Below are 22,387 nucleotides of genomic sequence, written 5' to 3' on the forward strand. Positions count from 1 at the left end.
CTTATAAGGAATTTTGTTAATATGAAAAAGGTAGCCATCCTTCAATCAAATTATATCCCTTGGAAAGGCTATTTTGACATTATTGCTGCAGTAGATGAGTTTATTCTATATGACGATATGCAATATACTCGTCGAGATTGGCGGAATCGCAATCAAATTAAGACGCCTCAAGGTCTTCAATGGTTAACAATTCCCGTGCAAGTGAAAGGTAAGTATCTTCAGAAGATTCGAGAAACCCAAATTGATGGCAATGACTGGTCGGGAATGCATTGGAAAGCACTTGAGCAGAACTATCGTCGAACTCCTTATTTTGATGAGATCGCCTCACTTATTGAACCTATCTATAAAGGCGAATCTTTCATATATATCTCCCAGTTGAACCGGAGGTTTATTGAGGTTGTTTGTAAATATTTAGGTATACAAACTGTAATATCTAATTCATGGGATTACCATCTTATTGATGGTAAAACAGAACGCCTTGCAAATCTTTGTGTTCAAGCTGGTGGTTCAGAATATATTTCAGGTCCATCCGCTAAAGGCTATATTGACGAACACGTATTTGGAGAAATAGGTATCAAGCTTACTTGGTTCGATTATGCTGGATATCCTGAGTACCCGCAACTTTGGGGTGATTTCACGCATGGTGTTACCATACTGGATCTTTTGTTCAATTGCGGTAAAGATTCGCGTAGTTATATGAGGTATGTTAGCCCATGAAGCTTTCAATTGTTGCCACTCTTTATCAATCGGCACTATATATTAATGAGTTCCATGCTAGGGCAACCGCTGCCGCGATTGAATTAACAGGTGGTGAATACGAAATAATACTAGTTAACGACGGTTCTCCGGATAACAGTCTCGATCTTGCTGTAAAGCTTAGTGAGCGAGACCCCCATGTGATTGTTGTCGATCTGTCGCGTAATTTCGGCCATCACAAAGCGATGATGACCGGTTTATCGATAGCGCAAGGTGAGCGAGTGTTTTTGATTGATAGCGATCTTGAGGAAGAACCAGAATGGTTGCTACCTTTCATAAGGCAAATGGAATCGGAGGCATGCGATGTTGTATACGGCATTCAATCCAAACGCAAAGGAGGTTTTTTTGAAAGAATCACTGGTGTTTTGTTTTATGGTTTATTTCGAGTTTTTACTGGAATAGCTCAGCCAAATAATATCGTCACTGCCCGGCTAATGTCACGAAGGTACGTTGAAGCCTTGCTGTTACATCAGGAACGGGAAATTAATATTGGCGGACTTTGGATTATCACTGGGTTTAAACAATGTCAATCAATTGTCAAAAAACACTCAAGTAGCCCCTCGACATACTCTATCTCTCGAAGATTTAGTCATTTCGTCAACGCGGTAACATCTTTTAGTAGTCTTCCATTAGTATTCACATTCTACTCAGGATTCGTTATCTCGATTTCCGCATTGATCTACATTGCCTATCTTTCTTTCAGGTTTTTTTTCATCGCTTCGCCGCCTAGTGGATACACTTCAATTATTGCATCAATATGGTTGTTTTCTGGATTGATTATTTTTTTTATTGGCGTGCAAGGTATTTACATATCAAAGGTATTTTCCGAGGTCAAACAACGGCCATATACGATAATTCGGCATGTTTATAGACATGTTCAACAATCGCGAGGTGCAAAATGACAGTTAATAGTATACCTAGTGGTTCATATGGAGTTTGGCAGCAGTGTCAAGTGGAGTCAGTGATTGATGAGGTTGTTGAGCAAGTTACAAGGGTTGGTTATGCAGTTGTTGACGGGGGCTATTCGTTATCTGAGCTGAAGGACATTTCGGATGAATTTAATCGTATTCGAAAGAGATATATTTCGATGTACGGAGAACAATTGCTTAGAGATATAAATGAATATCACACTATTCGGTCGCCTTTAACTCATAATGGAGGAGTTGACGTTTTTATTGGTCTTGCTTTGAATGAAAATCTTCTGTTAGTGCTACGGCGCTTGATTTCAGGAAAGTTTGTGCTTAATCAGCAAAATGGAGTTATCAATCCTCCGCTAGAGACTTATAATCAAGGAGCTTGGCATCGGGATTTGCCTTATCAGCACTTTGTGTCTACAAAACCTCTCGCTATCAATGCCTTATTCTGTGTTGACGATTTTACATTTGAAAATGGGGCAACATTTGTACTTCCTGCATCGCATTTATCAGAACCATTTCCTTCGTTAAGTTATATTCAACGTAATGCTATACAAGTAGAGGCAAAAGCTGGTTCATTTATTGTGCTCGATTGTATGCTGTTTCATTCCGGTGGGTTTAATAAAACAAATTATGAGCGTCGCGCGGTTAATCATCTCTATAATATCCCGTTTTTTAAACAACAGATTAGTATACCAAACAATATAAATGATAATACATTATCTCAAGAGGCAAAAGAAATTCTTGGATATGATTACATGGAAGCGAGTTCCGTTGGGCAATATTTCGCAATGCGTAAAAATAAATATTACTGATTATTGGCTCGCTATTTTAGGAAAAACTAAATGGTTAACAAAAATATTTCCTTATATAAGGCATTTTCTGATCCTGTTGTACAAAGTGAGCTTAAGCTTGATGGCTGCAACGGATTAGTTAATAGTAACGGTGTATTGTATAAATTTGTAAACTCCAACCCGTTGGTTATCGATTTTATTGAGCCGTATTCTTTAACAGAAACTGATGATATTAATCTGAAAATGTATAATTCAGAGGGATCTACCGAAATTTATCGTAATTTTTTAAACTGGCTTTTCGAAACATTTGATGAGCAAGAGTCCTTTTTCAGAGTTAAAACTATAAATCGTTTAAACCTTGCTAAAGGTATGAAGGTTTTAGTTACTGGGTGTGGCCTGGGTGAGGATATTCCGCTGATTATGAATATTATTGGCGAAGAAGGTGAATTACATGCTCAGGATTTTAGTTTGGCAATGGTTAAAAAAAGCAGTGACATAAATAAATTTAATAATTTATGTTTTTCTGTTTCAAATGCCAAATCTCTTCCTTATGCATCTAGGTATTTTGATGCGGTTTATCATTTTGGTGGTATTAATTTATTTGGAGATATTGGGAAGGCTATTTCTGAGATGGAGCGTGTATGCAAGATTGGCGGTAAAGTGCTGTTTGGTGATGAAGGGATTGCATCACATTTAAGAGGTACTCCGTATGCAGAAATAGCAATTAATAATAATAGATTGTGGGCCTCTAATGCTCCCTTGGACGCGCTTCCATACAATGCAGATAATATTGAGATAACCTATGTTTTAGGAAATTGCTTTTATCTTATTTCTTTTTCTCCGTATATTGGGTTTCCAAAAATGAATATAGATGTTATTCATAAAGGATTGCGTGGAGGTACGGCGAGGACCAGGTATTTTGGAATGCTTGAAGGTGTTACTGAATTGTCAAAAAACAGATTAATAAGTGAAGCAAAAAAAAGGGGTATATCAATTCATGATTTAATGGAAGAAATTATTAATGATAAACTGTCTAGCATATAACATAATGTTTAATAGCTATGGCGTGACTCCTGCTCGCAACGATGCGGTTATTTTTGATTCATACATTTGTTTAATAGTTTAGATTGCCCGATATCATGACTGCTGAAAAACTAATTAAAGACATAGGGAATTACTACGGTAGAAAGATTGTCGAGCATGGGGTAAGTCCTAAGGGTGTGGACTGGAATGGAGAGGCTAGCCAAGTTTTGCGGTTCAGTCAATTATGTAAATTGCTTGACGCGGGTGCCTGCGATGAGTTTTCTATAACCGATTATGGTTGTGGTTATGCCGCATTGGCGGACTATTTGGCAGCTCGTTTCGAAAAATTTGAGTACCTCGGATACGATGTCTCCGCTGAAATGATCGATGCTGCGAGGATAGAGCATTGCGATCAGTCAAATGTTAGGTTTAATGTTGGAAGTCAAATGCTAGAAGTCACAGATTATTGTTTGGCAAGCGGCGTTTTTAACGTCAAGCTTGAGTATTCAGACGATACTTGGATTGATTATATTCATACGACTTTGGATGCTATGTCCCAATATGCCAGTCGAGGATTTGCGTTTAATTGTCTTACCGCTTATTCGGACGCAGATAAGATGCGCGATTACCTCTATTATGCGGACCCGTGTGCCTTGTTTGATTTGTGTAAGCGCCGCTATTCGCGAAATGTGGCTTTGCTGCATGATTATGGGCTGTATGAGTTCACGATATTGGTAAGGAAATAATTATGAAGAATCGGCTTGTAATTTTCGGTTGCGGTGAAATAGCACAGCTTGCCTATTTTTATTTCAGTAATGACTCAGATTATGAAGTCGTGGCTTTTACAGTTGACAGAGCATATATAACGGACTCATTTTTTTGCGGTCTTCCAGTCGTGGCATTTGAAGATATTATTCTGCAGTATAGCCCAGAAGAGTATGAGTGTTTTATCGCACTTAGTTACTCGAAACTAAATGCAGTTCGTAAAGAAGTATTCGTCGGCCAAAGCAAAAGGATACCAGTTAGCAAGTTATGTTAGTAGCAGGGCTACAATTTTAAACGAAGGGCGAATTGGTGATAACTGTTTTATTTTTGAAGACAACACAATTCAGCCTTACGTTACGATTGGTAATAACGTAACACTTTGGAGCGGCAATCACATCGGTCATCACTCTACTATTAAAGATCATTGCTTCATCGCCTCTCATGTCGTTATTTCTGGAGGGGTCGAAATTGGGGAGCAATGTTTCGTTGGTGTTAACGCGACAATCAGAGATCACATTAAAATTGGCGAAAAATGCGTTATTGGAGCTGGAGCATTGTTGCTCGTGAATGCTGAACCCGAAGGTGTTTACATGGGAATGGCAACAGATCGATCAAAAATTCCAAGTACCAGATTAAGGGGAATATGAATAGCAAATGGCAAAAGCTAGGACTGCTCTACAGTACCCCTAGTAACGGGCTTCATCCCAAACTCATGACCCATGCTTCAAATCCTCTGCCCGTGTTACTGAAAGATGATGTATACCGTATTTTTTTTAGCGGCAGAGATGCGAATAATCGCTCTTCGGTTGGTGCAGTTGATATCGATATCCTAACACGCGAACTTGTTTGTGAGCATAGTGAACCCTTTTTTGTACATGGACCTGAGGGTTGTTTTTATGCTGACGGCGTTAGCATCGGTAATTGCTATGAGGTTAATGGGATAACCTATATGCTTTTTATGGGTTGGCAGACGCCTAAACAGGGGCATTGGCGGGGCGATATTGGTAGATTGATTTTAAAGCCGGATTGGAGTTTAGAGCTAGATTCTGATATTCCTCTAATGGGATCTGATGATGTTGATCCCATAAGTCTTTCTTATCCTTGGGTCCAAAAGGATGAGAACGGTTATAGCATGTGGTATAGCTCAGTTACAACTTGGGATATTGGCAATGGAGAAATGTTAGCTCCGATCAAATACGCTTCTTCTCATGACGGACACAAATGGAATCGTAAAGGGTTAGCAATACCTTACGAAATTGGAAGAGCGCAAGCCTTTTCTAGGCCCACAGTTATAGGTGATTCAGAAAACGGATTTAAGATGTGGTTCTCCTATCGAAGCGATATTGGAGGTAAATACCGAATTGGATATTCTTTTAGTAATGATGGAAAGCAGTGGGAGTTATCCTTGGCAGACGCGGGCATTGATGTTTCTATTTATGGATGGGATTCTGAAATGATTGAGTATCCATTTGTTTTTGAGCACAAAGGCCATCGATATATGCTCTATAACGGCAATGGCTTTGGCAAGACAGGGTTTGGATTGGCTGTTTTAACTTATGGGTAATATGTCTTTGCCACAAAAGAGAAGTCGAAGTTCAGTAAAACAATTATTTCGCTACGGAGTTGTTGGAGTTTTCAGTAACTCGGTGGGTTATATGGTTTATTTACTGGTTACTTATTTTGGAGGGGCTCCTAAGATAACCATGACTTGTCTATATGCTGTTGGGGCTGTTATTGGCTTTATTGGCAACCGTAAACTGACATTCGCGCACTCGGGAAGTTTGCTTGGAGCTGGAGTCCGTTACGCAATTGTACATTGCGTAGGATATTTTATTAACCTTGGGATACTTATCGTAATGGTTGATAAGCTTGGATACCCACATGAGTTAGTTCAAGCGGCGGCGATTTTTATCGTGGCTTTGTTCCTTTTTTTTACATTCAAGTTTTTCGTTTTTACGGCTTCTGGAAGTGTTAATGCGGGTAAGGTATGAGACATTGCTTAGCTTGTAACTCGCAATATGATACTAAAAACTCTAACTGTTTAAGTTGTGGATTTAGCCCCTGCAATATAGACGGTTTTGATTCTTACGCGCCTGATTATGCTCGTGGTGGCGGAGGCTTTAAGGCAAGTTATTTTTCGGAGTTAGCTTGTCTTGAATCATCTAATTTCTGGTTCCAATCGAGAAATAAAATAATTTTGTGGGCGTTGAAAAAATACTCTCCAAGCCTAAGAGATTTTCTTGAAATAGGTTGTGGTACTGGTTTTGTGTTGAGCGCAATTCAAAATTCTTTTCCAGATGTGGCAGTTAATGGAAGCGAAATTTTCGTCGAAGGGCTAGGATTTGCTGCGAAGCGAGTTCCTTCAGCTAATCTCATGCAAATGGATGCTCGGCAAATTCCCTTTATGGATGAATTTGATGCTATTGGAGCTTTCGATGTACTCGAACACATCAAAGAAGATGAGCTTGTTCTTAGTCAGATTCATAAGGCATTGAAGTCCAAAGGAGTGCTATTGCTCACTGTGCCTCAGCATGCGTGGTTATGGAGCGTTGCTGACGAATATGCACTTCATGAACGTCGTTATTCTGCTATAGAGATTTATAAAAAGGTAGAGATGGCGGGGTTTAGAATCGTCAGAAGTACGTCTTTTGTGTCTTTGATTTTGCCTGCGATGATATTTTCTAGGTTTTTTAAAAAGAATAAGGACGAGAAATTTGATCCCACATCTGAGCTTAAAATTGATCCTTGGTTGAATATATTATTCGCTAGCTTGTTAAGGATTGAGCTTGCAGGGATAAAGTTTGGAATGAATTATCCCTTAGGTGGATCCCGACTTATAGTTGCTACGAAGATTTAAAGTATGAAAAATATGCATAATACTATTCCTTTTAATTGGCCTTATATGACAGGCAAGGAGTTGTACTATATAGCCGAAGCTCATTTCAATGGAAGCTTGGCTGGTGATGGGCCTTTTACCAAGAGATGTCATGGCTGGATAGAGGAGCGTACCCATTGTAGTAAAGCTTTATTAACTCACTCATGCACGGCTGCGCTGGAGATGGCTGCATTACTATTGGATATTCAGCCTGGTGACGAGATCATTATGCCGTCTTATACCTTTGTTTCAACGGCCAATGCCTTTGTGTTACGTGGTGGCGTGCCAGTTTTTGTGGATATCCGAGAGGATACCTTGAATCTGGACGAGCGATTGATCGAATCAGCTATTACGCCGCGAACGAAGGCGATTGTACCAGTTCATTACGCTGGGGTTGGGTGCGAAATGGACACAATTATGGCTATTTCTAAGCGCCATGATCTTAAGGTTGTAGAGGATGCCGCGCAAGGTGTCATGGCCAGTTATAAAGGGAGCATGTTAGGAAGCATCGGTGATCTTGGGACATATAGTTTTCATGAAACCAAGAATGTTATATCTGGAGAGGGTGGAGCTATATTAGTAAACGATCCTGACCTAGCATTGCGTGCCGAAATTGTTCGAGAAAAGGGTACTGATCGCAGTCGTTTTTTCCGTGGTGAAGTTGATAAATATACCTGGCAAGAAGTTGGCTCATCATTTTTGCCTGGTGAATTGATCGCTGCTTTTCTCTGGGCTCAGCTTGAAGATTCTGAGCGCATAACACATGAGCGGCTGGTAAGCTGGCAGCGTTACCATGAGATATTGGAGCCTCTCGAATCGAAAGGTGTTCTACGCCGACCTATTGTCCCTGATAGTTGTCAACATAATGCCCATATGTACTACGTGCTATTGGCTTCTGATATTGATCGGCAACAAGTATTGAATGAGTTCAAGCGTAATGACATCACGTCAGTGTTTCACTATGTTCCGTTGCATTCTTCGCCGGCTGGGGAACGATATGGAAGAGTTCACGGCGAACTTGAAGTTACCAATTCGCGCTCAGAAAAATTGATACGTTTGCCGCTTTGGGTTGGACTTACTTCGGAGCAGCAAAGACGAGTTGTGGATGTGCTGGAATATGTTACGAGCAAGGGGTAGATTTTGCCTGCTATGTGTTTACTTCATTGAAAATTAATTGATGAGGCAAGCATGACCAACTTTGGGCAATGGAATAATCAACTACTGGAGCCAGTATTGATTACCTATAATAGGGCCTCGTGCTTAAAAGAAACATTGCAAACTTTTCTCGATGCCGGTCTGACCGAGATGCGTCTGCATGTTCTGGATAATGCATCGACAGATGAGACAGGTGATGTTGTGGCTGCATATCAGGAGCAATGGCCTAATCTGCAATATCATCGTAACAAATATAATATTGGCGGTAACGGTAATATTTTGCGAGCGGTGGAAATAACTGATTCAAAATATTGCTGGATTATCGGCGATGATGATGACTGGCATCTAGAATTTATTTTAGAGTTAATTTTTGCACTGAAAAATAGCGATGCCGATATTATTCGTTTGGGTTGGCTGGTAGAGGATAAGCATAGAGGTCAACTTATCAGTGCACTGGATTTGGCTCAAAATGAATCGTTGTTTTTTGCTAGTATTAGCATGATTTCCGCAACAATAACTAGGCGTTCTATTTTGGCGGCTTATTTGCCAAATTCTTACATGAATATTGGCGATGCTTACCCTCAATTAGTACCAGCCATCCTTGCCGTGCAACAAACACCTCTCCTTGTTTATAGTACCAAAAATAACTTAATGACACATACTCCAAATACCGGCCCAGGATATTATTTCGGTGATTTGGAATGGTATGCTGCTTGGTTCAGAACCAGTAGGTTTCTAACGGACACAAAACTCCGTATAAAATTTATTGGGGAAATCACTCGGTATATGACAAGGGACAGGAATAGTAAGAACGGCTGCTTATGGTTGGTTAAAGTCGCTTTAAACTATAAAGCCCAAGGTATAAATCAATTCAATTATTTGTTGTCTATGCTGGCATATGGTGATGGTTGGCGCGGTCGCATCCTAATCGTATTGCTGGTCTATTGCTTAATGCCCGGCCGTTTGGCAGGAGGCTTGCGGCGATTTTATCGTAAGCTTTTTAATTTACCCGAGAGAACTTTATCTATTGATCGATCCAGGCTTTGATTTTTTTGCCGAATTGAATTTATAACTAGCCAATCCATTCATTGGATACAGGGAACCCGAGGCAAAACTATATGCAGGTCGATAAGAAAACGTTAGCAGTTTTAGCGCAACGCGGCTGGCAGGCTGGTGCTGGCCTGATTACGCTGTTTTGCATTGCACGATATTTATCGCCTGCTGAACAGGGCTACTACTACACCTTTGCCAGTCTCGCCGGCTTGCAGGCGTTATTGGATATGGGTCTATCCACCATACTGGTGCAGCAGGCGGCTCATGAATTTGCCGAATTGACTTGGTTGCCGCACGGGGCGGTCGTTGGTAAAAATGTCGGCCGCTATCTGGCTCTGACTAAAAAAGCGTTGTATTGGTATGGTGCTTCAGGGTTGCTGTTTTTGTTGGTTTATCCGGGCGGTTTGTATTTCTTTAGTCATCGGCCCCAGGAGTCGGATTTAGCCTGGCAGCAACCTTGGTTGGTTCTAGTTGTCAGTACCGCAGTAGGTTTGGCCTTATTACCGGTTTTGGCTATAGTGGAAGGCAGCGGTAAAGTTGTGGAGGTCTATTCGCTGCGCTTGGTGCAAGGTATTGTTGGCGCTATCGCCATTTGGTGCACCCTAATGCAGGGGGGCGGTCTTTATGCGGTCGCTATGATGCCCGCATCGGCTGCCTTGATTGCTTTGGTATGGGCACTATTTCGCTATCCGAAACTATGGGTGTCAGCGTTGTTTGGAATTTCCGGAGACTTCGGTTGGTGGCGAGAGCTTTGGCCGATGCAATGGCGTTTGGGAATCAGTTGGCTCTGCGGATATTTTTTAACGCAGATGCATACTCCGCTATTGTTTCAAACTCAGAATGCTGTGGTTGCAGGGCAAATGGGTGTCACCATGACCGTTTGCAACATGTTGGGTTTGTTAAGTTTAGCTTGGATGACGAGCCGAATCCCCGTGTTAGCGAAAGCTGCCGGTCAACAGGATTGGGATTTACTGGACAAGGAATTCAAAAAGGGTTTTAAACGTTCACTTGCGGTATTTGTCCTGGGGGCGGTGTTTTTTGTTTTGATTCGCTATGCGGCCGATTACACGGTGTATGGCGTAAGATTTTTACCGTTTTGGGAAACTTTTGTTCTCATCGGTGCAATTTTGTTTGCCCATATTTCCGGACTGTTAGCTATCTATCTCAGGGCGCATCGTAAGGAGCCCTTTCTTTGGTTGTCCTTGTCAGGAGCGTTGTTGACCGTTGGTGGCTCGGTTTGGTTGGCGCCGAGTTGGGGTTCGGCGGGTATTGTGCTGGTGTTGTTTTTAGTGAATGTTGGGTTCGGTTTTCCGACATCGCTGGTGATGTGGGTAATGCTTCGTAAAAAGTGGCACGCGATAATATAATAAAAATATGAATAAAGAGAATAGGCCCTTGCTAACTATTGCCATTCCAACTTGGAATAGGGCAAATTATTTAGTTAAGAATATCGAACAAATTGTATCTCAGCTTGGTGAATTAACTTATCCAATAGAGATTTTAGTATCCGACAACTGTTCCAGCGATAATACTAAAGACTGCGTCGACGAGTTTTTAAACAAAGGACTTCCGATACGATATATAAGAAACTCGGAGAACATAGGTCCAGATCTAAATATTGCACAATGCTTTAATCAGGCGGCTGGGCAATACGTTTTAATTTTTGGCGATGATGACTTACTGATAGATGGCTCGTTAAAACATCTGGAAAGTTTATTGGCGCGTAAAAATTATGGTGTGGTGTCAGTCCGAGCATATGGTTACGACTTCGACTTTAGGGCTGAATACCCTGGCGGTAGCGAGAAGTTGTACGAATTTGCAAACTCAAACGAGTTTATTATCAAGTTAGGTAAGTTTTCGACGTTGATTTCCGTGAATATAATATCCAAGGATTATTTGCAAGGTGTCGATGCTAACGATTACTGCGGAACCAATCTGGTACACATTGATTTAATTTACAGTGCTGCTTTAAAGGCGCCTGTTAATCTATATGTAGACAGCTATTTGGTGGCTTATAAGCGTAATAATAGCGGCGGCTACTCCTTTTCCGACGTGTTCGTTGATAAGTTTGGCGCTATTGTTGATAAATATATTGATAGTGGATTATCCGTCGATACCAAATATAAACTCGAGTCGGATATGCTGATAGGCTATTATCCATACTACGTGTTAAGGTTACGGTTGCAGGGAACTGAAGATTTGAGCATTGCCTATTCACGATTTAATGCCAGATTTTCTCGGCATTGGACTTTTCATTGTTTTGTCGCGCCAATTTTTAAGCTGCCAAAAGGATTGGCAATAATTTACGGTGCCATATCGGTTTTTATCGGAAGAGTGTTGACTGGCGACTTCAGACGTGGTTGCGCTTTTGTTTGGGTACGGTTAGGTAAATTTATTAGGCATTAGTGTTCTGGCTTATGAGCAATTGTTTTTATTAAAGATTGATAAAGTTCACCTTATTAACATACCGATGATTTCTTTTTGCTAAAGGTGGAGACGGCTATTAATTGTTTCAAGATTCTTAAGTATTTATCTCAAGTCAATGAAAATATCAATTGTCACCGTATCTTATAATGCGGCTGAGTTTATTCACGATAATTTGCAGTCAGTATCGAGGCAGAATTTTAATAACATCGAGCATATCGTCATTGATGGTGGCTCAACCGATGGCACCGTCGATATGGTGTGTAAATACGGTCAGCATCTGGCCAAGTTTATTTCCGAACCTGATCACGGTATTTACGATGCGATGAATAAAGGTATTTTTCTGGCGTCCGGTGATGTCATAGGTACACTGAACGCCGACGATGTGTATGCGGATGACACGATATTATCCCAAGTCGCCGACATTTTTTCTGACCCTACTGTAGACGTCTGCTACGCAGATTTGTTGTATGTCGATAGGTACGATGCTTCAAAAATTGTTCGATATTGGACTTCTTGTAACTATCGTAGCGGTTTATTCGAAAAAGGTTGGATGCCGGCGCATCCCACTTTTTTTGTGCGTCGCCGCCTCTATGAGCAGTTGGGCGGATTCGATTTACAGTTTTCCAGACAAGCAGACTTTGAGTTGACTATGCGATTTCTAGCCGTGAATAAGGTTAAGGCTGTTTATATTCCCAAAATCTGGATAAAAATGCGGATCGGCGGTATTTCCAATAATAGTCTGATCGGCATTATCAAAGGAAACATAGAAGCTTATTACGCTTGCCGAAAGAATAACCTGCCCGTGCGAATGCCGATGTTTATTTTACGTAAGGTTCTTTCCCGGATGCCGCAGTTTTTTAATAGACCGACTGTCCCCGTTAAGTAATTCCGCGTTCGTTCAGGCCAAGATTTACGGGTTCTTTGGTCAATGCTTCCGATACCCTGGAGCCGTTGATAATTTGCTAGAATGCCTGTTAGCTCATTTTTTAGTACAGACATGAAACACATCGAACTTCTCTCCCCCGCCGGCACCATTCGTAATATGCGGTACGCCTTTGCGTTTGGCGCTGATGCGGTTTATGCCGGGCAGCCGCGTTATAGCCTGCGTGTGCGCAACAACGATTTTATGGCCGACAACCTAGCCAAAGGCATAGCCGAAGCGCATCAGTTGGGTAAGAAATTCTTTCTGGCCGCCAATGTCATTCCGCATAATGCCAAGATTAAAACGTTCTTGAAAGACATGGTGCCGATCATTGCGATGCAGCCGGATGCGTTGATCATGGCCGATCCTGGCTTGATCATGATGACGCGGGAACAATGGCCGGAGATGCCGATTCATTTGTCGGTGCAAGCCAACACGGTGAATTATGCCAGTGTCAGATTCTGGAAAAGTATGGGTGTGGAGCGGGTGATTTTGTCGCGGGAGTTATCGCTGGATGAGATTGCCGAAATCCGCCAACAATGTCCGGATATGGAGCTCGAAGTATTTGTACATGGTGCGTTGTGTATTGCCTATTCCGGTCGCTGCTTGCTGTCCGGTTACTTCAATCATCGCGATCCGAATCAAGGTACCTGCACCAATTCCTGCCGGTGGAAATACGATACTAAGCCGGCTGTGGAAAATGCGGAAGGCGATTATTTGCTGGCTGATAGTGCGGTCATTTCGATGAATGATTTGAATGCCGGGCTCAATACCGCCAGTTGCGGCGGCGCCGACCGGCATCCTTTGGCCGACAATATCTATTTCCTGGAAGAAGAGGGACGTCCGGGAGAGTTGTTACCGGTGATGGAAGACGAAAACGGTACGTACATCATGAATTCCAAAGACTTGCGGGCGATAGAGCACGTGCAGCGCTTGGTGGAAATCGGTATCGACAGCCTGAAGATCGAAGGCCGTACCAAATCGCATTTTTACGTAGCGCGCACTGCGCAGACTTATCGGCAAGCGATAGACGACGCATTGGCGGGCCGGCCGTTTCAGCCCGAGTTGTTGGGGATTTTGGATAACTTGGCGAATCGCGGTTATACAGACGGTTTTTATCAGCGCCACCATACCCACGAACATCAAAACTACCTATCCGGTTATTCCAAAAGTCATCAGCAGCAATTTTGCGGCGAAATTACCCATTACGACACCGAAACGGGTTGGGCGGACATTAGCGTCAAAAACAAGTTTTCGCTGGGCGATAAGCTGGAATTGATCCTGCCGCACGGCAATCGGGATATAACCGTGGAGAATATGGTCGATAAATACGGTCAGCCCATGCAGGAAGCCTCTGGGGGCGGTTATGAAGTGAAAATTCCACTGCCTGATGCTGATTGCCAGTACGGACTGCTGGCGCGTTATTTCTAGCCTTTGGAGGCTGTATGTCATTTCTTACCGGCGCTTTATGTGACCGCTTTTCTGCCCAAGAAAACTTTCAAATTGCCGAGCCTTTGTTCCGGTATTTCGGCGGTAAAACCCAGTTCAGCGGGCAAATCACGACTTTAAAAGTGTTCGAAGACAACACTTTGGTGCGGACCGTGCTGGAAGAAAAAGTCACTGATCGGGTGCTGGTTATCGACGGCGGCGGCTCAAAGCGTTGCGCCTTGTTGGGGGATACCTTGACTGCTTTGGCGGTCGAAAATGGCTGGCAGGGTATCGTCGTTTACGGCAGTATTCGCGGTTCGGAAGCGATCAACAAAATGCCGATTGGTGTGGTGGCTCTGAACACTCACCCGCTTTGCAGCAGTAAGCACGGACATGGACATCGGGATTCGATGATCACTTTTGCCGGCGTCAATTTCAAAAAAGATCACTATCTTTATGCCGATAGCGACGGAATTATCGTCTCGGAAACAAAATTGGATTAAAATCGTTTTGTCTTAACCAAGTAAAATACTCAAGAATATGCAAATCGTACTCGCAAACCCTCGTGGATTCTGTGCCGGCGTAGACCGGGCTATTGAAATTGTCGATCAAGCGATCGATACCTTCGGTGCACCGATTTATGTGCGGCACGAAGTGGTGCATAACCGTACGGTAGTTGACGGCTTGAAGGAAAAAGGCGCGATTTTTATCGAAGAACTCAGTGACGTGCCGGTGGGGTCCTACCTGATTTTTAGTGCCCACGGTGTGTCCAAGCAGGTCCAAAAAGAAGCGGAAGAGCGCAAGTTAACGGTATTCGACGCGACTTGTCCGTTGGTTACCAAAGTGCACATGCAAGTAGCCAAACATGCCAAACAGGATAGGGAAGTGATTCTGATTGGCCATGCCGGCCATCCTGAAGTTGAAGGCACTATGGGGCAGTACGATAAGTGCACCGAGCATGGCGATATCTATCTGGTTGAAACCCCGGATGATGTGAAAAACCTGAGGGTCAACAACCCGGATAACCTGGCCTATGTGACGCAAACCACGTTGTCTATGACCGACACTAAAATAATGGTCGACGCCTTGCGTGAACAGTTTCCGTCGATCAAGGAACAGAAAAAAGACGATATTTGCTACGCCACCCAAAACCGCCAAGACGCGGTCCACGATCTGGCAAAGATTTCGGATTTGATTTTGGTGGTGGGTTCGCCAAACAGTTCCAACTCCAACCGCTTGCGGGAAATCGCCGAACAGCTGGGTAAGCAGGCGTTTTTGATCGATACTTACAAAGATTTGAAACAAGAGTGGCTGGAGGGCATCAACGTAGTCGGCGTCACTGCTGGGGCGTCCGCGCCTGAAGTGTTGGTACAGGAAGTCATTAATCAACTCAAAGAGTGGGGCGGCGAAACCACCCAGGTTCGTGAAAACAAAGGTATCGAAGAAAAAGTAGTCTTCTCGATTCCGAAAGAATTGAAAAAACACATGGAAGCTTAATTCCGTTTCCGACTGGAGAATTTTATGAGCCTTACTGCGCAAGCACTGGTAGCTGCCGCCAAACAACAGATTACCGAAATCGACGTGGCGACTGCGCAAACGCGCTTGAGCAGTTTATTGCTCGATGTGCGCGAGCCAGCCGAATACGCCGCCGGGCATTTGCCGGGGGCTGTCAATATTCCTCGCGGCTTGCTGGAGTTCAAGATCGACAGTCATCCGGATTTCCAAGGCCGGCAACAGGCGGACATAGTGGTTTATTGCCAGACTGGCGGACGTTCGGCACTGGCTACTCAGGTCTTGAATCAAATGGGTTATAGCGGTGCGGTTAGCATGGCGGGCGGGTTTAAAGCCTGGACGGAGAGCGGTTTAAGCGTTGAGTGAGTTAAATCAAGTCCGCATCGATAAGTGGCTGTGGGCCGCGCGTTTTTTCAAAACGCGCGGTCTGGCCTCCGATGCGGTCAATGGCGGCAAGGTGCACGTCAACGGCCAGCGCTGCAAGCCGGGCAAGGAAGTGAAAGTCGGCGATTTGATTAGCGTTACCAAAGACCAATACACTTGGGAGCTTACGGTGACTGATCTGAATAATCAACGCCGTCCGGCTAAAGAGGCTGTGGCGCTTTACAGCGAAGACCAAGCCAGTATCGATAAGCGGCTTAAGCAAATCGAGCTACACAAGCAGCAGCAAGCCTTGCTGCATCCGTCAGAGCGCGAGCATAAACCCAACAAAAAACAACGCCGGCAAATCCATCGCTTCAAACAGGACGCGCTCTAAGCACTATTGGCGCGTCGAACAAAACAATAGCCACAAAACACACTTCAATTTATCATTCCCGGCTAACTTGCATGGAATTAGTGCTTGAATAGCGTCTATCCGCGGCATCAAGATGCCTTACGATAAATTTTATCGCGTCACGATTAAGCGGCGCCTAAGAACTCGATTCTACATTTAAACGATACTGCATCGGGCACATGCCTGCCTGGCTTTCGCGACACCATAGGATATTTAATGTCGATACGTTGTTTTTCAGTCCTGACTACTGCATTGCTAACCAGCGGTTTGCTGGCCGGTTGCGCCACAACCCGGCAAATTGCCGTCGATTATCCCAAAACCGAGTCTTTACCGATCAAGCCGCTACGCGGTCAATCCATGGTGAGCGGTGACGACTACTATGTACAATTGGTCTCCGACTTTGATTTCAAAGGGGATAACGCCCTGAAAGGCGGTTGCAGCGATGTCGGTGGTCATTACGAAAACGGCGACCTGTCCGCGGCGCTGGTATTCAGTGTGCATAACGATGCCTTAAAACTGAAGCGCGAAGCCAGCGGCTTTTTGTACCAAGCCACGACCGGCAAATGCAATTTCAAGCTGGAAACCAAAAAATCTTATCTGACCCCTTGGTTAAGGCTCGATTCCAGCAAAGACACTCTGATCGAATACAACTTTCTGACCAGTAACAGCCACGAAGCCAATCTTTCCCAATTAATTAACGACGTGAATGCCGCCAGCAGTTTGTTCGCATTCACCGGTGTCGGCGCGGGTATGGCGGTGATGGGCAAGCTGGCCGGCAACTGGGTGGAGAGCAATCCGCAAGTGGTGGCCAAAACTCCCGCAGCCGGTACTTCTGGTAACGGTAAATACAGTTCCGAGACGCATTCTTTGCCTGCCAGTGTGGTACTTGCGGGGGACAGTAGTAGTTTCAATCAAATCCGTCTGGGCGTTTATGAAGTGGTTGAAGGTGGTTTGAGTGCTTGGTCTTCCGAAAGCAAATTGTTGGGCGAATTGCGGGTATACCCGGAAATAGTCTCCTCATTACTGTTGAAAACCTCGGGTGACCTGCCGCCCGACGCGCATGATTTGTCACTTGATGAGTGGTGGCGGATACCGATTCAAACGGCCAATGGCGAAGTCAGTTTGCGGCAGTTGATCGACCAAGTCGACCCGGCCGCGAAACCCAATCTGCAACCGGATTGGCAGAATTACCCGGATGTGGAAAGCCAATGCCGGCGCTTGAAGCTGGCGATGAAAGATTTGGGCTTCAATAAATTTGATCGCAATGCGGTGTTGTACTATTTCCTGAGCAAAACCTCGCCGGATTGGAAAAACTTTAATATCTCCGCGCAGCGGGCCATGACCGACGAAATCCGCCCCAAGTTGCTGGAACAATATCGGGCTAAGGACTTCGCCGGCTGTCTGGCGAGCGAAGACTACGCCGTCATGAAGAGCATGAAGCTGGCGGTTAACACTGAGCAGGATTGGGAGGCGCTGACCAACTCCCGGCAGAAAAAAGAAGGCGTCATCAACCCAATTCAATCGGCGGCGCGGCAATTTTTGTCGGCTTTGCAAAATCCCAACAAAGACGAAGCCGCTCGGCAGCTATACCCTTTATTAAATACCGAAAAAGGCGGGAACGGCACGGTGCTACTGCAAAACCATTTGGGCAACTTTGGTTTGGAAGCGCTACTGCAAGTGCCGACGGTTGCTGACGAAGGCGTGCTGATCAACGCCAGCCAGCTGGCGGGTGTGTTTAGCGGGCTCAATGTCGAGACTTACACTTGTGCGCGTCCGGCTCAAGATCAAGGCCAGCCTTTGGCGAATATCGGCATCATGCTGTTTGTCACCAAACCCGGCAGCCCGCGTGAAAAAGGCGGGGCTTTGGAGTTTGAGTTAGTGCAAGGCAAGATTGCCCGTTTGGCTTTTCAACATCCGTCCTTTCGAGATTTCGAACAAAACCTGGCCGATTATCCGGATCTCGGCGGATGCCGGATAGATGCCGATTTGTTGAATAAGCTGCACTAATTTCCAGCGTGTGGTGGTGACAATGAATCGAAAAAAAGGCTTGATCGCAGGATTGGGGCTTATTGCGCTTTTGGCGATCTACGCCTTCTTGGGGTTTTACCTGGTGCCGGCACTGGCCTTAAAAAAACTGCCGGCTTTAATTCAGGAAGAAACCGGACAGCAAGCCCGGCTTTCGGCGATTCGCTTTAACCCCTTCAAATTCACACTGACCTTGGAAGGCTTTGCCCTGGCGGCGAAAGACGGCAAAGATCTAGCGGGTTTCGAGCGTTTATTTGTCGATTTGGACGCAGTGGAATCGGCAAAGCTGGGCGGTGTGGTTTTAGATGTCATTGAGTTGCATAATCCACAAGTCAATATCGAACGTCGCGCCGACGGCGCATTCAATTTTGCGGATATAAAAACCAAGCAATCAGAGTCGCAGCCTGACACAACAGACAGTGACGGCGAAAGCTTGGCGCTGTTGGTTCATCAAATCGCGATCACAGAAGGACGCATAGGCTGGCAGGATGCTACCAGCGGTCAAGTGCTATCGGAAAACCTGTTACCGCTTAATCTATCACTCAACGAATTCAGCACTCAGGCGGCAAGCAGTGCGCCGGGCGAATTGAGTGTGGGTTTGGAATCGGGCGGTACTATCCAATGGCATGGCGATTTCTCGATTGCACCGCTGGCTTCTAAGGGGCAGTTGCAGTTGGAAAAAATAGGTCTCGCCAGAAGCTGGCAATTATTTTTGCAACAAATCCTGCCGGTGGAAATCGTCAACGGCGTGCTGGGTTTGCAAGTCGATTACACGCTTGCCCAAGCAGCGGATGGGATGCTCACAAAACTAAGCAACGGCAATGTCGAGATCAAACAGCTGGAGATCACCGAGAACAATCACGGTAAGCCCTTAGTTAGTCTGCCGGCCTTGGCGGTCAACGGCATTACGGTCGATGTTAATCAGCAGCAAGTTGAGATTGGTGCGGTATCCAGCAGCGATGCGGGGATTAGCGCATGGTTGCAAGCGGACGGTGTTGTCAATTATCAGGCTTTGTTTGCCGGAGATGCCGCGGCTCAAGACGTTAATCAACCAACTGCACCGCCGGCGGTTGCCGAGGAAAGCAAGCCCTGGCTGGTTAAAGTGGATGAGCTGGCATTCAACAACTACAACGTTCATTTCACCGATTACAGTTTGCCGAAGCCGCTGGAGCTGCAACTGAGCGAGTTGAGTGGCAAGGTGCAAAAATTTAGCACGCAGGACAGTGGTAAATTGCCGGTGCAATTGAGCTGCAAGTTCAATAATACCGGCGGGTTGAAAGTGGACGGCGAGATGAGTTTGCAGCCTTTTGCGGGGTCTTGGGCGCTGTATATTCACGATATTAACCTGAAAGTGTTCCAATCTTATCTGGACCCCTTTTTAAAACTGGAATTGGTGGATGGCGATTTCAGCGGGAAGGGTAATTTGCAATTAGCGGTGGCCGAACAGCTGCAACTCACGTTTCAAGGGGACGCGAATTTAGAAGGTTTGGTGACTCGGGATCAGCTCAAAAATGTGGATTTCTTGAAATGGTCCAATCTGGAGGTGTCGGGAATAGACATCGATTTGGCGAAACAGGATTTCAAATTCGCCAAGGTAATGTTTGACCGTCCTTACCTGCGGTTTAATATCAAAAAGGATGGTAAAACCAATATCGACGATCTAATGCTGCCGCAAACACCCGCAAAACCAGCGCCGGCAGCTAAACCTCCTGCAAAACCGGCGGCCGGCAAATCCACCGAGCCGCGGGTCAGTATCGGTAAAATCGAACTGAAAGAGGGTAAGTCGGATTTCTCCGACTACTCCTTGATATTACCGTTCGTAGCGGCCATGAACAGTCTCAACGGCGAAGTCAGCGGTTTTTCCTCGGACAAAGATGCCGAGGCCAAGTTGGCTTTAAAAGGCAAGGTTTACGAGATGGCCTCGGTCGGTATCAAAGGCAAATATCAATTCGATACGGGGGATTCGGACATTGCCCTAAATTTTACTAACATGCCTTTGCCGTTGATTACGCCTTATATGGCTGAGTTTGCCGGCTACCGGATTGAAAAAGGCCAAATGGCGTTGGATTTGCGATACACCATCAAGCAGGCGCAGTTGGCAGTCCAGAATAAATTGCTCATCGATCAGTTGACCTTGGGTGAGCATGTGGAAAATCCGAATGCGGTGTCCTTGCCTTTGCATTTGGCGATTGCCTTGCTGAAAGATGCGGACGGCAAAATTAATCTGGATTTTCCCATCACCGGCAGTCTGGAAGATCCGAAATTCAGTATTGGTTCCTTGCTGGCCGATGTGTTGGTTAATCTGGTGACCAAAGTGGCGATGTCGCCGTTCAAAGCGCTGGGTTCGCTGCTCGATGATGACAAGGATTTTAGCGCGGTGGCTTTCGCACCGGGTAGTGCTGAATTGGCTGTCGAAGAATCCGCCAAACTGGATCAGCTTAATAAAGCCTTGCTCAGCAAACCCGAGTTGACCCTGGAAATCAAAGGTATTGCCTACCAAAACATGGATTGGCCGGCGATGCGCTTTGAAGCAGTAAAGGATGTATTGAAAAAAATGAAGTCCGGCGAGTTGCGCGACAAAGGTGAGAAAGTTCGGCACGAATACATTGAATTGACCGACGATGACTACAAACGCTTGCTGGCCAAGTTTTTTGGCGAAGTCTTCCCGCAGGAGATGGATAGATCCTTATTAGGCAAGCCGCGGATCAAGGCTAATCCGGACTCTGATTTTTACCCGTTGGCGCAACAGAAACTGGAAGGCATTTTTCCACCCGATCCTCAGCGCCTTAACGATCTGGCGATTGCCAGAGCCAATCATATCGCGCAGTATCTGGCCGAACCTGGCGGGATTAGCAAAGATAGGCTGTATCTGATGGCGACCGAGTTGAATCAGGCTGAAACAGCCGATGGGATTAAATCGGTGCTATCGTTGAGCGTTTCACAGTAAACGGAAGCTTACACTGTTTGTAATATAATGGTGTTTCCGCAGTGACGGTAGCGCTTCGATTTGTGTTTAAGGTTTTATAAAAATGGAGATTCAAATGGCAACCCAGTTCTTTCGATTTATTCCGCTGTTGGCGCTAAGCCTAGGCGGACTGTTTTTCGTGTCTCCGGCGGCTGCGCAATCGCTAACATCCTGCACGATGACTTACAAGTTGAGCGGTTGGTCACTCGTTTATAAGCAATACGATGGCCTGGGTAATATCAGCTGCAGTAACGGACAGCGGGCGCAAGTTGCACTGGCGTCCAAGAGCATAGGTTTTACCATCGGTAAATCGGAAATCGAGGGGACCGGGGTGTTTTCCGAAGTTAGAAATCTGAATGAAATCTACGGCAGCTTTGTCGCCTTCGAAGGCCATGCCGGCGCCACCAAGTCGATAGACGGGCAATTGTTAACCCGAGGCGAAATTTCTTTGGCGCTGTCCGGCAAGGGTCGCGGTATAGACATTGGCGTGACCTTGGGCGCTTTGACTATCTCACCTAGATGATCGGTTTTTGCGTTGCCGGTGCTTACCGATAAGGTCTGGGATTTTGCTGATTATGTCGATGGTAGGTGACCCGTGCCGTTTGTAGTCCGAGATCAGACGGGGGCAATTGTGCAGCTGTGCGACAGCGGCGATGAGTGGCTCGATGTCGACCACCCGGAAGTAGCGGCATTCTTGCAGCAGGTCCCAAGTGATAAGGCAAGGGAAGCCTTGTCAGCTACCGATAACGATATGGTCAGGGTCATAGACGACTTGGTGGATTTACTGGTAGCCAATCAGGTGTTGATTTTTACCGAGCTTCCTGAGCGCGTGCAAACCAAGTTGTTGGCAAGGAAGCAACTCAGAAAGGATGTGAATGCCTTGCAAAATTTGATGGTAGACGATGAAGGGTTGTTCTAGGCAATGGTTGAGGGCTTAGCAACACAGCGCGCTGTTGGTTTTGTCGCCTATTGGGATGTCATCCTGAATAGTGAGCGAT

General features: G+C 45.2%; 23 protein-coding genes. All 23 read left to right on the top strand.

Annotated elements, in window-relative coordinates; translation table 11 throughout:
* The first annotated feature begins 21 nt into the window (after positions 1-21).
* On the top strand, positions 22-717 hold the full coding sequence (locus tag CWO84_RS22550) for a WbqC family protein (protein ID WP_033155233.1): 696 nt from the start codon (positions 22-24) through the stop codon (positions 715-717).
* A complete protein-coding gene (locus CWO84_RS22555) occupies positions 714-1,658 on the top strand; it encodes a glycosyltransferase family 2 protein (RefSeq protein ID WP_101055381.1) in 945 nt (314 codons plus the stop codon). Before CWO84_RS22550 ends, CWO84_RS22555 begins: the two co-directional genes overlap by 4 nt.
* The gene (locus tag CWO84_RS22560) at positions 1,655-2,485 is read left to right on the top strand and encodes a phytanoyl-CoA dioxygenase family protein (RefSeq protein ID WP_101055383.1); all 831 of its coding nucleotides are present in this window, start codon (positions 1,655-1,657) and stop codon (positions 2,483-2,485) included. Before CWO84_RS22555 ends, CWO84_RS22560 begins: the two co-directional genes overlap by 4 nt.
* Before the next feature lie 30 nt (positions 2,486-2,515).
* Positions 2,516-3,508: a methyltransferase domain-containing protein gene (locus tag CWO84_RS22565; protein WP_101055385.1), complete on the top strand. Its 993-nt coding sequence runs from the start codon at positions 2,516-2,518 to the stop codon at positions 3,506-3,508.
* Between the two features lie 95 nt (positions 3,509-3,603).
* On the top strand, positions 3,604-4,233 hold the full coding sequence (locus tag CWO84_RS22570) for a methyltransferase domain-containing protein (protein ID WP_033155230.1): 630 nt from the start codon (positions 3,604-3,606) through the stop codon (positions 4,231-4,233).
* Positions 4,234-4,461: 228 nt separating this feature from the next.
* A complete protein-coding gene (locus CWO84_RS22575; protein ID WP_205800450.1) occupies positions 4,462-4,899 on the top strand; it encodes an acetyltransferase in 438 nt (145 codons plus the stop codon).
* A complete protein-coding gene (locus CWO84_RS22580; protein ID WP_033155228.1) occupies positions 4,896-5,816 on the top strand; it encodes a hypothetical protein in 921 nt (306 codons plus the stop codon). The genes CWO84_RS22575 and CWO84_RS22580 overlap by 4 nt, the downstream gene beginning before the upstream one ends.
* A 1-nt stretch (position 5,817) precedes the next feature.
* Positions 5,818-6,243, top strand: a complete 426-nt coding sequence (locus CWO84_RS22585) for a GtrA family protein (RefSeq protein ID WP_033155741.1) — start codon at positions 5,818-5,820, stop codon at positions 6,241-6,243.
* A complete protein-coding gene (locus CWO84_RS22590) occupies positions 6,240-7,109 on the top strand; it encodes a class I SAM-dependent methyltransferase (protein WP_084153193.1) in 870 nt (289 codons plus the stop codon). Before CWO84_RS22585 ends, CWO84_RS22590 begins: the two co-directional genes overlap by 4 nt.
* Before the next feature lie 3 nt (positions 7,110-7,112).
* Positions 7,113-8,264 carry a dTDP-4-amino-4,6-dideoxygalactose transaminase gene (gene rffA, locus CWO84_RS22595; protein WP_240618128.1) on the top strand — a complete coding sequence of 384 codons (1,152 nt, stop codon included), beginning with the start codon at positions 7,113-7,115 and terminating at the stop codon, positions 8,262-8,264.
* Positions 8,265-8,315: 51 nt separating this feature from the next.
* Positions 8,316-9,329, top strand: a complete 1,014-nt coding sequence (locus tag CWO84_RS22600) for a glycosyltransferase (protein WP_101055387.1) — start codon at positions 8,316-8,318, stop codon at positions 9,327-9,329.
* Between the two features lie 71 nt (positions 9,330-9,400).
* Positions 9,401-10,702 (top strand): hypothetical protein, encoded by a 1,302-nt coding sequence (locus CWO84_RS22605; RefSeq protein ID WP_101055389.1) that lies wholly within the window; start codon positions 9,401-9,403, stop codon positions 10,700-10,702.
* A gap of 7 nt (positions 10,703-10,709) precedes the next feature.
* Positions 10,710-11,741 (top strand): glycosyltransferase family 2 protein, encoded by a 1,032-nt coding sequence (locus CWO84_RS22610; RefSeq protein WP_101055391.1) that lies wholly within the window; start codon positions 10,710-10,712, stop codon positions 11,739-11,741.
* Positions 11,742-11,877: 136 nt separating this feature from the next.
* Positions 11,878-12,648 (top strand): glycosyltransferase family 2 protein, encoded by a 771-nt coding sequence (locus tag CWO84_RS22615; protein WP_033155224.1) that lies wholly within the window; start codon positions 11,878-11,880, stop codon positions 12,646-12,648.
* Between the two features lie 111 nt (positions 12,649-12,759).
* A complete protein-coding gene (yegQ, locus tag CWO84_RS22620) occupies positions 12,760-14,115 on the top strand; it encodes a tRNA 5-hydroxyuridine modification protein YegQ (RefSeq protein ID WP_033155223.1) in 1,356 nt (451 codons plus the stop codon).
* Positions 14,116-14,129: 14 nt separating this feature from the next.
* Positions 14,130-14,615 (top strand): ribonuclease E activity regulator RraA, encoded by a 486-nt coding sequence (rraA, locus tag CWO84_RS22625; protein ID WP_033155222.1) that lies wholly within the window; start codon positions 14,130-14,132, stop codon positions 14,613-14,615.
* A 37-nt stretch (positions 14,616-14,652) separates the two neighbouring features.
* Positions 14,653-15,609, top strand: a complete 957-nt coding sequence (gene ispH / locus CWO84_RS22630; RefSeq protein ID WP_033155221.1) for a 4-hydroxy-3-methylbut-2-enyl diphosphate reductase — start codon at positions 14,653-14,655, stop codon at positions 15,607-15,609.
* Between the two features lie 24 nt (positions 15,610-15,633).
* The gene (locus tag CWO84_RS22635; RefSeq protein WP_101055393.1) at positions 15,634-15,990 is read left to right on the top strand and encodes a rhodanese-like domain-containing protein; all 357 of its coding nucleotides are present in this window, start codon (positions 15,634-15,636) and stop codon (positions 15,988-15,990) included.
* Positions 15,983-16,381 carry a S4 domain-containing protein gene (locus CWO84_RS22640; RefSeq protein ID WP_101055395.1) on the top strand — a complete coding sequence of 133 codons (399 nt, stop codon included), beginning with the start codon at positions 15,983-15,985 and terminating at the stop codon, positions 16,379-16,381. The genes CWO84_RS22635 and CWO84_RS22640 overlap by 8 nt, the downstream gene beginning before the upstream one ends.
* A gap of 234 nt (positions 16,382-16,615) precedes the next feature.
* Complete coding sequence (locus CWO84_RS22645) at positions 16,616-18,406, top strand: hypothetical protein (protein ID WP_101055397.1); 1,791 nt, start codon at positions 16,616-16,618, stop codon at positions 18,404-18,406.
* Positions 18,407-18,428: 22 nt separating this feature from the next.
* Positions 18,429-21,371: a DUF748 domain-containing protein gene (locus CWO84_RS22650; RefSeq protein ID WP_240618129.1), complete on the top strand. Its 2,943-nt coding sequence runs from the start codon at positions 18,429-18,431 to the stop codon at positions 21,369-21,371.
* Between the two features lie 94 nt (positions 21,372-21,465).
* Positions 21,466-21,912, top strand: coding sequence for a hypothetical protein (locus CWO84_RS22655; protein WP_101055401.1), 447 nt, complete (start codon positions 21,466-21,468; stop codon positions 21,910-21,912).
* Positions 21,913-22,020: 108 nt separating this feature from the next.
* On the top strand, positions 22,021-22,308 hold the full coding sequence (locus CWO84_RS22660) for a hypothetical protein (protein WP_240618130.1): 288 nt from the start codon (positions 22,021-22,023) through the stop codon (positions 22,306-22,308).
* The last annotated feature ends 79 nt before the right edge of the window (positions 22,309-22,387 follow it).

Origin of the sequence: Methylomonas sp. Kb3, from assembly GCF_002834115.1 — a bacterium.
Lineage (GTDB): Bacteria > Pseudomonadota > Gammaproteobacteria > Methylococcales > Methylomonadaceae > Methylomonas > Methylomonas defluvii.

Excerpts from the sequence above, each read along its gene's own strand:
- CWO84_RS22550 (WP_033155233.1), top strand. The coding sequence starts at position 22 with ATGAAAAAGGTAGCCATCCTTCAATCAAATTATATCCCTTGGAAAGGC.
- CWO84_RS22555 (WP_101055381.1), top strand. The coding sequence starts at position 714 with ATGAAGCTTTCAATTGTTGCCACTCTTTATCAATCGGCACTATATATT.
- CWO84_RS22560 (WP_101055383.1), top strand. The coding sequence starts at position 1,655 with ATGACAGTTAATAGTATACCTAGTGGTTCATATGGAGTTTGGCAGCAG.
- CWO84_RS22565 (WP_101055385.1), top strand. The coding sequence starts at position 2,516 with ATGGTTAACAAAAATATTTCCTTATATAAGGCATTTTCTGATCCTGTT.
- CWO84_RS22570 (WP_033155230.1), top strand. The coding sequence starts at position 3,604 with ATGACTGCTGAAAAACTAATTAAAGACATAGGGAATTACTACGGTAGA.
- CWO84_RS22575 (WP_205800450.1), top strand. The coding sequence starts at position 4,462 with ATGCAGTTCGTAAAGAAGTATTCGTCGGCCAAAGCAAAAGGATACCAG.
- CWO84_RS22580 (WP_033155228.1), top strand. The coding sequence starts at position 4,896 with ATGAATAGCAAATGGCAAAAGCTAGGACTGCTCTACAGTACCCCTAGT.
- CWO84_RS22585 (WP_033155741.1), top strand. The coding sequence starts at position 5,818 with ATGTCTTTGCCACAAAAGAGAAGTCGAAGTTCAGTAAAACAATTATTT.
- CWO84_RS22590 (WP_084153193.1), top strand. The coding sequence starts at position 6,240 with ATGAGACATTGCTTAGCTTGTAACTCGCAATATGATACTAAAAACTCT.
- rffA (WP_240618128.1), top strand. The coding sequence starts at position 7,113 with ATGAAAAATATGCATAATACTATTCCTTTTAATTGGCCTTATATGACA.
- CWO84_RS22600 (WP_101055387.1), top strand. The coding sequence starts at position 8,316 with ATGACCAACTTTGGGCAATGGAATAATCAACTACTGGAGCCAGTATTG.
- CWO84_RS22605 (WP_101055389.1), top strand. The coding sequence starts at position 9,401 with ATGCAGGTCGATAAGAAAACGTTAGCAGTTTTAGCGCAACGCGGCTGG.
- CWO84_RS22610 (WP_101055391.1), top strand. The coding sequence starts at position 10,710 with ATGAATAAAGAGAATAGGCCCTTGCTAACTATTGCCATTCCAACTTGG.
- CWO84_RS22615 (WP_033155224.1), top strand. The coding sequence starts at position 11,878 with ATGAAAATATCAATTGTCACCGTATCTTATAATGCGGCTGAGTTTATT.
- yegQ (WP_033155223.1), top strand. The coding sequence starts at position 12,760 with ATGAAACACATCGAACTTCTCTCCCCCGCCGGCACCATTCGTAATATG.
- rraA (WP_033155222.1), top strand. The coding sequence starts at position 14,130 with ATGTCATTTCTTACCGGCGCTTTATGTGACCGCTTTTCTGCCCAAGAA.
- ispH (WP_033155221.1), top strand. The coding sequence starts at position 14,653 with ATGCAAATCGTACTCGCAAACCCTCGTGGATTCTGTGCCGGCGTAGAC.
- CWO84_RS22635 (WP_101055393.1), top strand. The coding sequence starts at position 15,634 with ATGAGCCTTACTGCGCAAGCACTGGTAGCTGCCGCCAAACAACAGATT.
- CWO84_RS22645 (WP_101055397.1), top strand. The coding sequence starts at position 16,616 with ATGTCGATACGTTGTTTTTCAGTCCTGACTACTGCATTGCTAACCAGC.
- CWO84_RS22650 (WP_240618129.1), top strand. The coding sequence starts at position 18,429 with ATGAATCGAAAAAAAGGCTTGATCGCAGGATTGGGGCTTATTGCGCTT.
- CWO84_RS22655 (WP_101055401.1), top strand. The coding sequence starts at position 21,466 with ATGGCAACCCAGTTCTTTCGATTTATTCCGCTGTTGGCGCTAAGCCTA.